At 41.8% G+C, this 13,481-nt stretch carries 16 protein-coding genes and 1 tRNA gene; 15 read left to right on the top strand and 2 right to left on the bottom strand.

Annotated features, from left to right (window positions below; all coding sequences use genetic code 11):
- Positions 1-194: 194 nt before the first annotated feature.
- Complete coding sequence (gene psaK / locus ACM0OY_RS31735) at positions 195-455, bottom strand: photosystem I reaction center subunit PsaK (protein ID WP_414572745.1); 261 nt, start codon at positions 453-455, stop codon at positions 195-197.
- 612 nt (positions 456-1,067) lie between these two features.
- On the opposite strand from psaK, the gene ACM0OY_RS31730 reads away from it, so the two are divergent.
- The 6 genes from ACM0OY_RS31730 (at position 1,068) to ACM0OY_RS31705 (ending at position 5,747) form a co-directional block, all read left to right on the top strand.
- Positions 1,068-1,211: a hypothetical protein gene (locus tag ACM0OY_RS31730; RefSeq protein ID WP_414572744.1), complete on the top strand. Its 144-nt coding sequence runs from the start codon at positions 1,068-1,070 to the stop codon at positions 1,209-1,211.
- Positions 1,212-1,311: 100 nt separating this feature from the next.
- On the top strand, positions 1,312-1,755 hold the full coding sequence (locus tag ACM0OY_RS31725; RefSeq protein WP_414572743.1) for a SufE family protein: 444 nt from the start codon (positions 1,312-1,314) through the stop codon (positions 1,753-1,755).
- A gap of 88 nt (positions 1,756-1,843) precedes the next feature.
- Positions 1,844-2,758 (top strand): alpha/beta fold hydrolase, encoded by a 915-nt coding sequence (locus ACM0OY_RS31720; RefSeq protein ID WP_414572742.1) that lies wholly within the window; start codon positions 1,844-1,846, stop codon positions 2,756-2,758.
- A gap of 430 nt (positions 2,759-3,188) precedes the next feature.
- Positions 3,189-4,160, top strand: a complete 972-nt coding sequence (locus ACM0OY_RS31715) for a CobW family GTP-binding protein (protein ID WP_414572741.1) — start codon at positions 3,189-3,191, stop codon at positions 4,158-4,160.
- 97 nt (positions 4,161-4,257) lie between these two features.
- The gene (locus tag ACM0OY_RS31710; RefSeq protein WP_414572740.1) at positions 4,258-5,301 is read left to right on the top strand and encodes a WD40 repeat domain-containing protein; all 1,044 of its coding nucleotides are present in this window, start codon (positions 4,258-4,260) and stop codon (positions 5,299-5,301) included.
- Positions 5,302-5,474: 173 nt separating this feature from the next.
- Positions 5,475-5,747: a hypothetical protein gene (locus tag ACM0OY_RS31705; protein ID WP_414572739.1), complete on the top strand. Its 273-nt coding sequence runs from the start codon at positions 5,475-5,477 to the stop codon at positions 5,745-5,747.
- A 200-nt stretch (positions 5,748-5,947) separates the two neighbouring features.
- Here the strand turns inward: ACM0OY_RS31705 and ACM0OY_RS31700 are convergent.
- Positions 5,948-6,034 (bottom strand) — tRNA-Ser (locus ACM0OY_RS31700).
- A gap of 104 nt (positions 6,035-6,138) precedes the next feature.
- On the opposite strand from ACM0OY_RS31700, the gene ACM0OY_RS31695 reads away from it, so the two are divergent.
- The 9 genes from ACM0OY_RS31695 (at position 6,139) to ACM0OY_RS31655 (ending at position 12,957) form a co-directional block, all read left to right on the top strand.
- On the top strand, positions 6,139-6,507 hold the full coding sequence (locus ACM0OY_RS31695) for a 2Fe-2S iron-sulfur cluster-binding protein (RefSeq protein ID WP_414572738.1): 369 nt from the start codon (positions 6,139-6,141) through the stop codon (positions 6,505-6,507).
- On the top strand, positions 6,497-7,087 hold the full coding sequence (locus tag ACM0OY_RS31690; protein WP_414572737.1) for a thermonuclease family protein: 591 nt from the start codon (positions 6,497-6,499) through the stop codon (positions 7,085-7,087). The genes ACM0OY_RS31695 and ACM0OY_RS31690 overlap by 11 nt, the downstream gene beginning before the upstream one ends.
- A gap of 90 nt (positions 7,088-7,177) precedes the next feature.
- On the top strand, positions 7,178-7,990 hold the full coding sequence (locus ACM0OY_RS31685; RefSeq protein ID WP_414572736.1) for an inositol monophosphatase family protein: 813 nt from the start codon (positions 7,178-7,180) through the stop codon (positions 7,988-7,990).
- A 169-nt stretch (positions 7,991-8,159) separates the two neighbouring features.
- The gene (locus tag ACM0OY_RS31680; protein ID WP_414572735.1) at positions 8,160-9,119 is read left to right on the top strand and encodes a J domain-containing protein; all 960 of its coding nucleotides are present in this window, start codon (positions 8,160-8,162) and stop codon (positions 9,117-9,119) included.
- A complete protein-coding gene (locus tag ACM0OY_RS31675; RefSeq protein ID WP_414572734.1) occupies positions 9,119-10,330 on the top strand; it encodes an ATP phosphoribosyltransferase regulatory subunit in 1,212 nt (403 codons plus the stop codon). Before ACM0OY_RS31680 ends, ACM0OY_RS31675 begins: the two co-directional genes overlap by 1 nt.
- A 160-nt stretch (positions 10,331-10,490) precedes the next feature.
- Positions 10,491-10,718, top strand: a complete 228-nt coding sequence (locus tag ACM0OY_RS31670; protein ID WP_414572733.1) for an indolepyruvate ferredoxin oxidoreductase subunit alpha — start codon at positions 10,491-10,493, stop codon at positions 10,716-10,718.
- Between the two features lie 80 nt (positions 10,719-10,798).
- Positions 10,799-11,527, top strand: a complete 729-nt coding sequence (locus ACM0OY_RS31665) for an ABC transporter ATP-binding protein (protein ID WP_414572732.1) — start codon at positions 10,799-10,801, stop codon at positions 11,525-11,527.
- A 106-nt stretch (positions 11,528-11,633) separates the two neighbouring features.
- The gene (locus tag ACM0OY_RS31660; protein WP_414572731.1) at positions 11,634-12,095 is read left to right on the top strand and encodes a putative molybdenum carrier protein; all 462 of its coding nucleotides are present in this window, start codon (positions 11,634-11,636) and stop codon (positions 12,093-12,095) included.
- Positions 12,096-12,234: 139 nt separating this feature from the next.
- Entirely contained in the window at positions 12,235-12,957 is a 723-nt protein-coding gene (locus ACM0OY_RS31655) for a carbonic anhydrase (protein ID WP_414572730.1), read from the top strand.
- The last annotated feature ends 524 nt before the right edge of the window (positions 12,958-13,481 follow it).

Here is a 13,481-nt window from a genome sequence, read left to right as displayed (position 1 = left end):
CTCTCCGTATTATATATCTTAACATAGCTGACTTTTTTGATGCCCACTTACTTATGTACAATTGAATACAATTTATTTAGTCACTAAGAGTTTTTATAACTCAGTATTCAATTAAAAAAGAGCCAGATAAGCAGTTTTCTGGCTCAAAGCTGGAGACAAAAAATCATCAAATAAGGGCTAACTTGGGTAATAAACTAAAGTCTGCCCAAGTTATGCAGTCCTAAAATAGCGCCTACACCTAAGAGATGACCAAAGGCGGTAGTTGCTAATAAAGCAGGTAAACCAAAACCACCAAAGAAATTAGGTGATGGTAATTTCGGTTCTGCATTTTGATACTTGATGGTAGATTTGCCAAAGGCAATGGCAAGTATGTTGGCAAGAATCATAGTCACGCCAACTACAGGACTCCATTCCAGGGGTGCAGTTGCAGCAGCGAGTAAGGTTGAAGTAAACACCTGATTTGCTCCTGAAATTTATTAATGATTGAAAATATAATCTGAAACTTCTCGAAGCTAATTCAACAAAATACCCAATATTGCATCAATATTTAACACTTATTCTCACTACTTAATATAATCTGCCCCATGTTGGGTCTTTTTGCTGCTAGGATCTGATTGAAGCTAAAATAAAGAGTAGTACATTTGAACAACTCTGATTAATCAATTAGCTGTGACATAAAATAGACTATCCAAACAGCTCAGCCTCTAGAAAATAATAAAAAAGGCTGGAATGCATGTTTTCTAAATCACAAATATCTTTGCATTAAACGACACATAAATTTCACGGCTTCCCGAACGCTTACGTAATAACAAAAAGTCTACAGTGATACATCTCTAAATTATGGGAGTTGCCGTCAAAGCCTGCTCACAACAAAATAAAGTTTTTGTGATTACACAAGACCTCTTGCGTAAATCAAAAATAAAGGACCCCACCCCGCATTTGAAGACAGCAAACGCTCCCCTAAGAGCTTGCTCTTAGGGGTTGGGGGTGGGGTGTTAGGGACTTTTGCAAGAGACTCCATGAACACGGTGAGCGCAAAGCGCACGCTACGCGAGCACAACGAAGGAATGAAAATATTTCTTCCCCAATCCCCAGTTCCTATTTTCAAGGCAGGTCTACAGATTAAACAACGTCACGGATACGAGTGCGTAGGCGTAGACCGTCGCAGACATCGCATCAATTATCTCGATTTGACAACTTCTAGTCAATAATGCCTGTTATGGCTGCGTAATAGTCAAAGTGAAGTACAGACGCGATTGCTCTAAAGATAATTTACACTCAAGATGATAGCGATTATTTCCAGCTTCTGTTATGTCTTCAACTCTAGATTCTTTGCCACCTGCGCTCGCTAAAATTGTCCAGCGCTTTCAACGCGCTTCCGAACCGAAGCGACGCTACGAACAGCTAATCTGGTATGCTCAGAAGCTCAATGAGTTTCCAGAAGCTGATAAATTACCTGATAATAAAGTTCCTGGTTGTGTTTCTCAAGTTTATATCACAGCAACCTTGAAAGATGGTAAAGTTGTGTTTCAAGGCGATTCTGATTCCCAGTTAACCAAAGGATTAGTAGGGCTTTTGGTTGAAGGATTGAATGGACTAACGCCAACTGAAATTGTGCAACTTACTCCAGATTTTATTCAAGCAACAGGTTTAAATGTTAGCCTTACACCTTCCCGTGCTAATGGATTTTACAACATTTTTAAAACCATGCAAAAAAAAGCCTTGGAATGCAAGTTAGATGTACCTAACTCATAATTGGGCATTGGGCATTGGTGAATAAACAATGACTAATGACTAATAACTAATAACTAATGACTGATGGCTAATAGCCAAATTTAATCTAATGTCAACAAATTTATTATCTACTTCTGCTGCTCTTGGGTTTGGTGGAGTAGTTCAAGAATATCTTTGGAATTGGGAAAACCAGCAATTGCGCGTTGTTTATGAAACCCTTGGTAAAGGTTCGCCGCTATTGTTGCTCCCAGCTTTTAGCAGTGTTTCGACGCGTTTGGAAATGGGTGAACTTGCTAGATTATTAGCTCCCAATTTTCAAGTTGTAGCTGTAGACTGGCCTGGTTTTGGGGAATCTTCTCGCCCTAGTTTAAATTATCGACCCCAAATATATCAGCAATTTCTGGAAGATTTTGTCAACGCTATTTTTAAGACTCCAATTACTGTAATGGCCGCTGGTCATGCTGCCAGTTACGTCTTACAATTAGCGGTAAAACAGCCTGCTGCATTCTCACAAATTGTGTTGTTAGCTCCTACTTGGCGCGGGCCTTTGCCGACAATGGGGGCAAGTCAAAAGATAGCTGGTATGGTGAGAGAATTAGTGCGATCGCCTATACTTGGTCAAGCTCTCTATAAACTCAACACTACCCCATCTTTCTTAAATTTTATGTACCGCCGTCATGTCTTTACTGACACGGCTAAACTTACACCCAATTTCATCGAGAAGAAATGGCAGACAACTCAACAACCAGGAGCGAGATTTGCTTCTGCTGCCTTTGTAACCGGTAATCTCGATGCTGTACGCCAGCAATCCGATTTTCTCAAACTTGTAGAGTCTTTAACCGTACCACTCATGGTGGTAATTGGGGAAGCCAGCCCTGTCAAATCGCGAGAAGAAATGAACGCTTTAGCAGTATTACCAGGGGTAAGAAGTGTTATTATTCCTGGTTCTCTAGGACTGCATGAAGAACACCCAGCAGATGTTTTAGCAGCAGTTCAGAATTTTTTGTTCAGAATTGAGAACTAAAAATATTTGCAACTAGTTAATCCACTGTAGGGGCGTACAGATGTACGCCCCTACCAACATGTTTGTAGCAGAAATTTCCTAAAATGGTATGATTAGATAAATAACGATAATCATTATCATTATTTTCTCAGTTTATCAAGCTGCAAACTAAAACCATGTTCAGCAAACATTGTTTTTTCATAATTTGTTAATATTTATTACTTATTACATAATGCATGAAAATAAAATATTTCTTGATTCAACTACAGCAGATTTTAAGGAAACTCAAAGACACAACGATTCGTCTCGTAGCCAGTTATAAAGCCTGTTTTCCTTACCAATTCCGAGTTATGAATTCTGAATTCTTAAGCCAAGTTCGCACAAAAAAATAAAAACAATTATCATAAGCGGTAATGATTATCCATCAGGTTAGATAAAAGGAATTTAGAGTATGGTGGCTGACGTAAGCACAAATTCAGTTCCCGTTACTGTTCTTACAGGTTATTTGGGAGCAGGTAAAACAACTCTACTTAATCACATCCTCACCTACGAACACGGCAAAAAAGTTGCTGTGATTGTTAATGAATTTGGGGAAGTGGGCATTGATAATCAACTAATTATCGATGCAGATGAAGAAATATTTGAAATGAATAATGGCTGTATTTGTTGTACAGTGCGCGGCGATTTAATTCGCATCATTGGCAATTTGATGAAGCGGCGTGATAAATTTGACCATTTGGTAATTGAAACAACTGGCTTAGCCGACCCTGCACCAGTGATTCAGACATTTTTTGTTGATGAAGATTTGCAAAATCAACTGTCTTTAGATGCAGTGGTAACAGTCGTAGATGCCAAGCATATCTGGCAGCACTGGGACGCAGACGAAGCCCAAGAACAGATTGCCTTTGCTGATGTAATTTTACTTAATAAAACAGATTTGGTTAAGCCAGAAGAATTGGACGAATTAGAAAAGCGAATTCGGTCAATGAATGCTATGGCAAAAATCTATCGTACCCGCAACTCTGAATTAGAAATGAATGCTTTATTAGGTGTGAAAGCATTTGATTTAGATCGGGCATTAGAAATAGATCCAAATTTCTTAGGCGAAGATGCCCACGAACATGATGAAAGCGTCTTTTCTGTAGCCTTAGTGGAAAAAGGTGCAGTTGATGGAGACAAATTAAACGCTTGGCTTTCTGAGTTACTGCGTACCCAAGGCCCAGATATTTTCCGGATGAAAGGCATATTAAATATCGCCGGGGAAGAAAATAGATTTGTGTTCCAAGGAGTGCATATGATATTTGATGGCAGACCAGATCGCCCTTGGAAACCCAGTGAAACTCCGAAAAATGAACTAGTATTCATCGGTCGCAACCTGGATGCAGATCAACTCAAGCAAGATTTTCTTGCCTGTTTGGCTTAAAAGGTGATTGGTGACTGGGGATTGGGAAGAATTCAGTCCCTAGTTTCAAGTCCTGAGTTCCCAGTCCCTAGTCCCCAGTACCCAGTACTCAATAAATATGAACTCTACAACCAGCAAATCTAAACAATTTGAACAACACTATTCGGGGACACTTGCAGACTATGTAACTGCGATCGCTTGGTCACCCCAAGGTCAAACTTTAGCAGCAACTTCCGCAGCAGGAGAAGTAGTACTGTGGAATGATGGTCAACTGACCACCTTGCAAACTGGTAATGGTAAATCAATAGATTGCCTTGCCTTTTCCCCAGATGGGAAATTTTTAGCTGTTGGTGGACAGGATGGACAAGTCAAAATTTGGCAGGATACTCAATTAATCGCCACTTTGGAAAATGCACCTGCATGGGTTGACAAACTAGCTTGGAATTATACCAGTAACCAACTAGCTTTTAGTTTGGGGCGTTATGTCCAAGTGTGGGATGCAGATACTCGTGAAGTTGTCGTCACATTGAATTTCGACAACTCATCAGTCTTGGGTATCGATTGGCGCATTGATGGCCAATACCTAGCCATTGCTGGTTATAAAGGAGTCAAGATTTGGCACAGTCAAAACTGGGATGACGAACCATACATTTTAGATATGACTACCGTCAGCGTCGCGATGGCTTGGTCACCCGATGGCAAATTCCTCGCTTCTGGCAATATGGATCGTAGCGTCACCGTTTTGGAATGGAACAATCCCGATCCTTGGGTGATGCGGGGCTTCCCTGGAAAAATTCGCCAATTGGCATGGTCAGAAGCTACTACGGAACTCGGTGCGCCAATATTGGCATCCTCTAGCGTTGAAGGTATTGTGGTCTGGGAAAAGTTAGAGGATGATACCTTAGGTTGGGAAGCGCGAGTTTTAACAAATCATGTGGATGTAATTAATGCGATCGCCTTTGCACCTCAAAGCTTCCTTCTCGCATCAGCTGGTGCTGATGGCTGGTTGTGTTTGTGGGACAAAGCCAAGGAAGTATCCCAAATAATCACAGGTGTCTCAGGAGGCTTTTCTAGCTTAGCTTGGCATCCCCAAGGCAAATTACTAGCCGCAGGCGGTGAGAAAGGCGAATTACTTATTTGGTCAGAAGCTTTGCAAGGTTAGGGATTTGGCCGTAATTAAGAGTAGGTAAAAGGGGGAATGGGAAGCGCAGGGGCAAGGCAGGAAAGGGAAAAGGAGAATAAATCCTAACTCAGTACTGTGTACTGACCACTGAGTATTGAACATCGTCAATTTATTAGCTATGCTGTATGAACAAACGTATACTTGTGTAAATTATGAACATAGCCAAACTGATTTTACTTGCCTGTCCTGCTTTTCTGGCATCCATGTTAATGCTAGCCAATCCGGCACAAGCATCTAGCCTAAAATCTGCATATGCTACACCAGTAATCACAGTAGTATCGACACAAGAAATTCCTAGTTTGGCAGCACCACAATTGATTCAAAAATCTAATCCGATTATCGATCAACTAGGTTGCAATTGTGCCAATTGTGCTCAAGCACAGTTTGAGTTAGTACAGGGCAAACTGCCATCTGTTGGTTTTTAATCAGATTAGGATCGATCAAAATTAATAGGGGCAAAGTATTCCTTTGCCCCTATTAATTTTGATCAGCGAAAATTTAGTGTTGTGATTTTGGCTAAAATCATTCAACCACATACACCACTTGTTAAACCAATTTTGGAATGCATAAAACCTACAAACTATAAAGGATAAAGCCCAAAACCCTTAACCTGTATACTTTTGAACGGAGAGATAGGGATTTGAACCCTAGAATACGTTTCCGCATTACAGCATTTCCAGTGCTGCGCCTTAAACCACTCGGCCATCTCTCCAGATGCCACGATTCACAATCTTACTATAGAATTCCAAAAAATGCAAAGATAAAAAAAGATTTTTAGATTAATCTCAAAGTTAAAGTCTCAAAACGCAAATCCAGATGTCCCGTAGATATACAATTCGAGTTCGCGATCGCGCCACTGGCAAAATACACACCCTAGAAGTACCAGAAGACCGCTACATTCTGCACTCTGCTGAAAAACAAGGTGCAGAACTGCCTTTTTCTTGCCGTAATGGGGCTTGCACTACTTGTGCTGTGAGAGTGTTGTCAGGAGAAATTTACCAACCAGAGGCGATCGGATTGTCGCCAGAGTTACGTCGGCAAGGTTATGCATTGTTATGTGTGAGTTACCCCCGTTCTGACTTGGAGGTGGAAACACAAGACGAAGATGAAGTTTATGAACTCCAGTTTGGACGCTATTTTGGTAGGGGTCGAGTTAAAGCGGGTTTACCGTTAGATGAAGAATAGGATTTTGTTCACGCACAGGCGCCCAGGTGTCAAGAGGAAAGTGTCTCTTGATGGCTGGGTGCGAAAAATAGCTATTTTGGTTTGTCTATTGCTTTTGGTGAGTTGCCAAGGTAAAAATCAGCTGCCAAACAATCAGGCCCAGGTAAAGGTAGCGCGGGTAGTTAGTGGGCAAAGTTTGGAAGTCTTGGGCATGGCCGAACAACCAAATCTGATTTCCCAAGTGCGGTTAGTGGGAATTGATGCACCAGATTTGCGACAGCGACCTTGGGGTGAACAAGCAAAAGAACAGTTAGAAAATCTAATTGGAGGTGCAGAGCAATCAGTAATGCTGGAGTTTGATTTAGAAGCAAAAGATAAAATTGGGCGAACCCTAGCTTATGTATGGAAAAATAAGATTTTGTTGAATGAGGAATTAGTCAAACAAGGTAATGCATTGTTCGTTGGGCGATCGCCTAATCACAAATATGACCAACGTTTAGAACGTGCCCAACAATGGGCTAGAGTCATGGGGCAAGGAATTTGGAACCCAGAAAAACCCATGCGCCTCACTCCTGCTGAGTTTCGCCGTCAAAATCTTTGAAGAGTGTGACTGGGGGGCGGAGGGGACAAGGTGAATAACTCACTGTTTACTCCCAATGACTAATGACTAATGACTAATGACTAATAACAAATGACAAACCTACAAATTTTTCTAGACATTGCGACAGAAGCGGCGTTGGCTGGTGGTGCCATACTCCAAGGCTACTTGGGTAAGTTAGAAGATGCAATTATTGAAAAAGGACGCCCTGGTGATTTAGTCACAGCTGCTGATAAAGCCTCCGAAGAGGTGGTTTTAGAAATTTTACGTCGCCATTTTCCGCAACATTCTATTCTTGCTGAAGAATCAGGAAACTTAGGCGATCGCGAAAATGAATACCTCTGGGCTATAGATCCTTTAGATGGCACAACCAATTACGCGCATCAATACCCATTCTTTGCCGTTTCCATCGGGCTGTTAATTAATAGCGTTCCCCAAGTTGGTGTCATTTATGACCCCTTTCACAATGAGCTATTTCGTGCCGCTGCTGGTTTGGGAGCAACACGCAACCGCCACCCCATAACAGTTTCGGCAACCTCAGAACTGAATAAGAGCTTGCTGGTAACTGGATTTGCCTACGATCGCCGCGAAACCTCTGATAACAATTATGCAGAATTTAGCCACCTCACCCATTTGACTCAGGGCGTTAGACGTAGCGGTTCGGCATCGCTGGATTTGGCCTATGTTGCCTGTGGACGCGTCGATGGTTACTGGGAACGGGGACTTTCCCCTTGGGATATTGTGGCTGGTATCGTTTTGGTACAAGAAGCTGGCGGCAAAGTTACCGCCTACGATGGCACTCCCTTAAAAATTGAGTCAGGTAGAATTCTGGCCACAAATAGTTACATTCACGACACCGTGAGTCGTGAACTTTTACAAGTTCCACCCCTGTCAGCTTGGAAGTGAGGGGAGATCGGGGAGCAGGGGGGCAGGGGAGCAGAGTTTTTCCCGTCTGCCCCATGCCTCTTCCAATGACCAATGACTAATGACTAATGATAATTTGCTACTGACGGATCGCCGATGGAGCGAAGTAAACTAGAAAAAATCTAATTGCTCCTTTGGTGCAAACTGCTATATGTCTTTCAAAATAGATCGCGGACTATTTAGATATGATTTCATAGATCATCACGCTGTATTGTGCGTTCCAGTCGATGCGGATGTCAAAGATATTCGCAAACGCTATCTTCAAATCGCCCGTCGTTTACACCCAGATAGTATTATTACTGGAAGTAGTGAGCAAAAACAGCTAGGTAATGAATTGTTATCGAAGTTAGTTAACCCAGCTTACGAAAAACTTGCTAACGAACGCACTCGGACGGAATATATTTTGATTTTGTCGCAAATGGGCAAGCGTTTGGTACAGGAATCTACCTCAGTGACTTTAAATACAGAATTAGGTAGACAGTTAGCTGCTGCTGCTAATATCGATCATTCTTATAAAAGTGCGATCGCTAAACTTGCCCAAACCCAATATGATTCTTTAGAGCAAGCCCTCCAAATCATTGCCCAAATTAGTGAGTTGAATTTAGTCTACTTAATGCGGAGTGCAGCTAAAACATCCGCAGCATCATCAGCAACTGCTCAACCCAAAGTCAACTCAGGTACACCTAAGCCAGATACAGCAAAACAGGCATCATCAGCGCCACCAGCACCAGCAAAAGAAGACTCAGTTGTAGAACAGTATGTTCGTCGCGCTCAATCTTTGATTGACAAAAACCAATTTGCTCAAGCCAAAGTAGAATTGCAGGAAGCCTTGAAGCTAGAACCGAAAAATAGTCACTGCCATAGCTTGATTGGAATGGTGTATTTGAAGCAAAATCAGCTAAAAATGGCAAAAATCCACTTCGAGAACGCTCTCAAGTTAGACCCCAATGACCAAATAGCGTTGCAATGGAAACCTAAAATAGATAAAGTTTTAGGGCAACAACCTACGGATCATAAGGTGACTTCATCCCCCAATAATGGAGATAAGCAACCAGATAAATCTGGTAATGGTGGTTTGTTCGGTGGTTTGTTTGGTGGGAAGAAAAAATAATGGTGTATCAACCAGCAGCGGGAGCCAGGGATTTATTACCCTTAGATGTGGCGAAAAAACGCTGGATTGAAGATAGGTTACAACATGTGTTTCACCGTTGGGGATATCACAGGATTATCACCTCGACTTTAGAACGGATGGATACCTTGATGGCAGGGGAAGCAATCCAGCGCCAGATGGTAATTCAACTACAAAATAGCGAAGACGATGAATTGGGCTTGCGTCCAGAATTAACAGCGTCTATTGCTCGTACCGTTGTGACTCGCATGGCAGGTGTAACCTATCCCCAACGGCTGTACTACAATGCCAATGTATTTCGCCGCACTTGGGAAAGTAGGCATAATCGCCAGCAGGAGTTTTATCAAGCTGGAGTCGAGCTATTAGGTGCTGGTGGATTGCTAGCAAATGCAGAGGTATTGCTACTGGTAGCAGATTGTCTGGCTGCACTGGGTTTGCGCCAATGGCATTTAATTTTAGGTGAAGCGGGAATAACCCGATCGCTCCTGAATGCCTTTGGTGCTAATCTACAGGATAAAGTTCGCACTGCGATCGCTCATCTTGACCGTATTACTATAGATACTTTACCTCTGAGTGACGAACTACGCGATCGCGCTCGAATTATGATGGATCTGCGCGGGCCAAGTGCTGAAGTCTTGCAAAAAGTCAGTACCTTGCAGCTAGATGAACAACAGCAACACGCAGTAAATAATCTCAAATCCTTAGTAGAATTACTGGAATCAGAAAAAAAATTCTCCTTAATTCTCGACCTGAGCCTGATTCAGACCATAGACTACTACACTGGTATCGTCTTTCAAGTTGTCAATGATACTGCATCTCAAGCCCAAATTTTAGGGCAGGGTGGTCGCTACGACCAGCTTTTGGGGCTATATCATCCACAAGGAGAAAACATTCCTGGAATTGGTTTTGTACTCAATATCGAAGATTTATACCAAGTTTTATTATCAACTGGGCAATTACCGCAAACAACCCCAGCTAGCAACTGGTTGGTAGTACCAGAGACGCCGAGTGCTGACGCTCCTGCCTTTGCTTACGCTCAAAAACTGCGAGATTCCACTCATTTGGTGCGAGTAGAAATAGATTTGCTCAGAAGGGATGCAGACGCCATCCGCCAATATGCACGCGATCGCAGTATTGCCCAAATCGCCTGGATCAAAGCTGATGGCTCACCAAAAATCGAATCATTGCGTTAAGTGAATTGGCATGAAAAAGAGGACACGGGGACACAAGCAAGCAGAGGATCGGGAGAAAGATTTACTGCAACTTTCCCTCTGCTACTCTGCCCCTGGGCACCTCTGCCCACTCCCCTGCTAGGCTAGAAATAGCCGATACAGAAGAGAGGGAATCGAGAACATGCCGCACACAATTGTTACAGAAGTCTGTGAAGGCGTTGCTGACTGCGTAGGTGCTTGTCCGGTAGCTTGCATTCATGAAGGGCCGGGCAAAAACGTCAAGGGAACCGATTGGTACTGGATTGACTTTACTACCTGCATTGACTGTGGTATATGTCTCCAAGTTTGCCCAGTCGAAGGGGCAATTCTTCCAGAAGAACGACCGGAGTTGCAAAAAACTCCGGAATAGTTCATAGTCAGTGGTCAGTTGTCAGTTGTTTTTTGCCAATGACCACTGACAAATGACTAATGACTAATAATAAATGACACATGACAAATGACTATTTACTAGAAGTTCAAAACGTCCACGCCGGATATATCAAAGACGTAGATATCCTACAAGGTGTGAATTTTCACGCTGCACCAGGGGAACTGGTAGCAGTAATTGGCCCTAACGGTGCTGGTAAATCTACTTTAGCAAAAACAATTTTTGGACTTTTAAACCCTCACACTGGCACAATTACCTTCAAAGGTGAAAATATTGTAGGGCTAAAGTCAAATCAAATCGTACAGCGGGGAATGTGCTATGTACCGCAAATTGTTAATGTTTTCCCCTCTCTGAGTGTCGAAGAGAACTTGGAGATGGGTGCTTTTGTCCTTAACGTTCCTTTGAAACCACTCAAAGATAAAATATTTAGCATGTTTCCTAGACTGAGCGATCGCCGCAATCAACGTGCTGGCACCTTATCTGGAGGAGAACGCCAGATGCTAGCGATGGGCAAAGCTTTGATGTTGGAACCTAGTTTGCTAATTCTAGATGAACCTTCTGCGGCTTTATCGCCCATCTTGGTAACACAGGTTTTTGACCAGATTAAACAAATTAATCAAACGGGTACTGCGATCGTATTAGTAGAACAAAATGCCCGCAAGGCTTTAGAAATGGCTGATCGTGGATATGTACTAGAATCTGGACGCGATGCTATCTCGGGGCCAGGTCAAGAATTATTGAATGACCCGAAAGTGGGTGAGTTGTATCTGGGAGCAGGTAAAAGGCATTAAATTTCGCATAATTTAGAATTTAGGAGTAAAACAGCTTTATATCTGGATTTGAAACTTAAATTCTCTACTTGAGTAAGTTGCAAATTGCTGTAATTTAAAATTTAAAATGGCTAACAGCTTAAAAATAGTTTCTGGTGGCCAAACAGGAGCAGACCGCGCAGCTCTGGATTGGGCTATAGCCCATCAAATTCCTCACGGAGGCTGGTGTCCCAAAGGGCGTAAAGCAGAAGATGGTGTTATTAATTTACGTTATAACCTAACTGAAACACCATCAGATGAATATTGCCAACGCACTGAATGGAATGTGCGCGACTCTGATGGAACTGTGATATTTTCTATTGCTAAAAAACTTTTTGCAGGCACTTTATTAACTGCTGAATTAGCTCAAAAATCTCAAAAACCGTTTATACATATATGTAAAGAATTCACTCTAAATCCTGCCAGCGAACTATTATTATTTATCTCCAACTATAAAATAGTAAATCTTAATATTGCAGGAACAAGAGCTTCCCATGAACCAGAAGTATACCAGTTTGTCAAAAGTACTTTGGAAGAAGCCATTTTTTAAGAAGCTAATAATTATAATCTCATTGTTACCATTTAAAATGAAGATTAAATAACTCTTAAACCGTGTAAGAGGGTACTCTTACATTATATTTACATCTGATATATTCCTGATACTAAGAAAAATGTTGTCAGGGAGATCGATGAGTCAAATTAATGGATTCGTAGGGCGACGTGGTTTTTTGAAATTCGCAGGTGTGATGGGTATTGGGGCTGCTGCTTTTGGACATCGCTTTTGGGATACACAACAAGCAGCTGCGGCTGATGTTCATCCAGTTAACCCTAATCCAGTCAGTGCTAGTGAAGCTATTAGACGTTTGCTAAATGGTAATGAAAGATTTATAAATCAACAACGCAAATATCCCGATCAATCTCTAGAACGTCTACGATTAGTTGCTAAAGCTCAGTATCCATTTGCGGCGATATTAGGCTGTGCAGATTCTAGAGTACCTGCGGAAATTGTCTTCGATCAAGGACTTGGAGATTTATTTGTTGTGCGAGTAGCTGGCAATGTTGCCAGTGACATGGCTATAGGTAGTTTGGAATATTCTACAGCTGTATTAGGTTCGCAGTTAATTGTAGTTTTAGGTCATAAAAGATGCGGCGCAGTCACAGAAGCAATTAAAAACGAGCCACTTCCTGGCAGAATTGGTTTTGTTGTTGAAAGCATCAAACCTGCTTTAGCAAACGTGAAATTGACAACTGGTAATACTAGTGATGATGCAGTTATAGCCAATGTTAAATATCAGGCTAAACAATTACAAGAAAGCTCAATAATTTTAGCCAAATTGCTGAGTGTCGGCAAACTAAAAATTGTTGGTGCTTGTTATGACCTTGACACTGGTAAAGTCAATATTGTTAATTGAAGATGTTTTAGGTGTAAGATTTTTAGTTTAATGAGGTTTAAATTCCTATTTGATTAGGTGCAAATGTGCAAAGGAAAATCTATAAAATTATCTTGTACTTATAGCCTAGTAACGTGGATTTTTTGGTTTTTATCGTACCAAGTATCTCAAGAAAATATTTGCTAAAGATTGATAAATAAACCCAGCAGGGGTCACATAACAAGACCACCTGCCAGGAAGGTATAGTTTATTCTGGCCATGTTTGATTAGGTTAGCGCTTATTTGTCACAAATAATGCGTATCCTTACTTACAATAACTAAAATGTTTGCAAAACTTAGTTAATAAACGTTAAGAAACAGGTTAATTTACAGTTAAGGCTAAATCAATGGGGAGTGGGGAGTAGGGGAGATGCGATTCGGCTCCCTTCTCTGCGAGACGCTACGCGTAGCTTGCTTCCCCGTAGAGGTACGACTGCGCTACTTCGGCTACGCTCAGCACAAGTCAGGGCAAGCCGCTCACCGGCCGGGAGATGACTAATGACTAA

The organism is Nostoc sp. CCY 9925 (genome assembly GCF_963920935.1).
Classification (GTDB): domain Bacteria; phylum Cyanobacteriota; class Cyanobacteriia; order Cyanobacteriales; family Nostocaceae; genus Nostoc.
Note: the sequence above shows the minus strand (reverse complement) of the source record. Positions and strands in the feature narration are given on the sequence as shown.